Origin of the sequence: Kitasatospora sp. NPDC056531, assembly GCF_042794375.1 — a bacterium.
Lineage (GTDB): Bacteria > Actinomycetota > Actinomycetes > Streptomycetales > Streptomycetaceae > Kitasatospora.
This window is the reverse complement of sequence record NZ_JBHTTU010000316.1, coordinates 1-1,898: the sequence shown is the minus strand read 5'-3', so window position 1 is coordinate 1,898 and position 1,898 is coordinate 1. Positions and strand designations below refer to the sequence as shown.

At 77.2% G+C, this 1,898-nt stretch carries 2 protein-coding genes; both read left to right on the top strand.

Annotated features, from left to right (window positions below; translation table 11 throughout):
- Positions 1-214 precede the first annotated feature (214 nt).
- The gene (locus ACFQ87_RS46035; protein WP_380617016.1) at positions 215-1,318 is read left to right on the top strand and encodes a V-type ATPase 116kDa subunit family protein; all 1,104 of its coding nucleotides are present in this window, start codon (positions 215-217) and stop codon (positions 1,316-1,318) included.
- A complete protein-coding gene (locus tag ACFQ87_RS46030; RefSeq protein ID WP_270140010.1) occupies positions 1,315-1,731 on the top strand; it encodes an ATP synthase subunit C in 417 nt (138 codons plus the stop codon). The genes ACFQ87_RS46035 and ACFQ87_RS46030 overlap by 4 nt, the downstream gene beginning before the upstream one ends.
- The last annotated feature ends 167 nt before the right edge of the window (positions 1,732-1,898 follow it).

Below are 1,898 nucleotides of genomic sequence, written 5' to 3'. Positions count from 1 at the left end.
AAAAACAGAACGGGGAGACCCCCTCTTGGTGTCTGCCGGGGGGGGTGGTGGGGGGGTAGAGGGGGGGGAGGACTCCCCCCGGGTCTGGGGGGGCCGGTGGTTCCGCGTCCTCCCCCCCGCCCCGCGGCAACCTGCCGCCCTGTCCGGCACCCTGCCGGATCTCGACCGGCTGGAACGGGAGGCGAGGCTGGACCTCCTCGCGGGCGAGGCCCAGGTGGAGGAGCGGGCGGCGAGCGCCGTCCACCGGGGCGAGGTGGCCGCGCTCGCCGGATGGTGCCCGGCGGACCGGGTCGCCACCGGCGGCGGCCTGGTGCCCCTGCGCGCACCGCGCGGCGTCGACCCGCCCACCCTGCTGCGCGACGGAGGCCCGCTCCGCCGCGCCTTCTCGCCGCTCGTGCGCACCTACGGCACGGCGCCGTACCGGGACCTCGACCCGACCTGGCCGGCCGGGATCGCCTACGTCGTGATGTTCGGCCTCATGTTCGGCGACGTCGGCCACGGGGCGTTGTTGCTGCTGGCCGCGCTGGTGCTGCGCAGCGGTCGGCCCCGGCGGCTGGCGCGGCTGCGCCCCGTGTGGCCGTTCCTGGCGGGGGCCGGGCTCTGCGGCGCGCTGGCGGGCGTGGCGTTCGGGGAGTTCTTCGGGCCGACCGGGGTACTGCCGGTGCTGTGGCTGTCGCCGCTGGACCAGCCGGGACGGCTCCTGGCGGCGGCCGTCGGCCTGGGCGGCGTGCTGCTCGCCCTCGCCCATGTGGCCGGCGGGGTGAACCGGTGGCGCGAGGGCGGCCCGGCCCGGGCGCTGTACTCGACGTCCGGGGTGGCGGGCCTGGCGCTCTTTCTGGGTCTGGGGGTCGTCGGCGGCGGCGTGTACCTGCGCTTGCCCGGGCTCGCGGTCGGCGGGGCGGCGATCCTCCTGGCCGGGCTCGGGCTGGCCGGCGCGGGTCTGTACGGCGCGAGCACCGGCGGAGTGGGCGGAGTGCTGCAGACGGTCGTTGAGCTCTTCGACGCCGTCCTGCGGCTCTTCGCGAACACGGTCTCCTTCTCCCGCCTGGCCGCCTTCGGACTCACCCACGCGGCGCTCGGACAGGTGGTGTGGCGCGGCACCGCCGCGCTGGCGGGACACGGCTCCTGGGGCCTGCCGGCGGCCGCGCTGCTCTTCGCCGTCGGCACCGCTCTCACCTTCGCGCTGGAGGCGCTGGTGGCCGGGATCCAGGCGCTGCGACTGGAGTACTACGAGCTGTTCTCCCGCGTCTTCCAGAGCCTGGGGCGGCCCTTCCGCCCCTGGCACGTGCCCGTCCTGCGCACGGAGGTGCCCCGGTGATCGCCTGGCTGATCGCGCTGCCCGTCCTCGCCGCCGTGCTCGGCGCGGCCCGGCTGCTGGCCCGCCGGCGCGGGCGGGCGGCCTTGCGCTGGCTGCTGGGCGTCAATGCGGCCGTCCTGGCCGGCGCGCTCGCCCTGCTGGTGACCGTGCTCGCCGACCCCGCCGGTGCGGCCGGGCCGGCCGCCGCGACGGGCTCCGGATCGGGCTCGGCGGCGCTGATCGGGGCCAGCATCGCGGTGGCCGGAGCCTCGATCGGCGCGGCGATCGCCGTCGCGTACACCGGCGCCGCCGCGATCGCCGCGCTGAGCGAACGGCCCGAACTCTTCGGCCGGGCGATGGTGATCGTGGGCTTGGCCGAGGGCATCGCGGTGTACGGGCTGGTGGTGGCCGTCCTGCTGATCGGGAAGGCCTGACGGTGGGCGGCGTGGTCGCCATCGGAACGCGGACCGAGGTGGCCGGGCTGGCCCTGGCCGGCGTCACCGTACTCGTCGCCGAGCGCCCGGACGAGGCCGTGGCCGCCTGGGACACGCTGCCCGAGGGGACGGCGCTGGTCCTGGTCGGCCAGGCGGCGGCGCAGGTG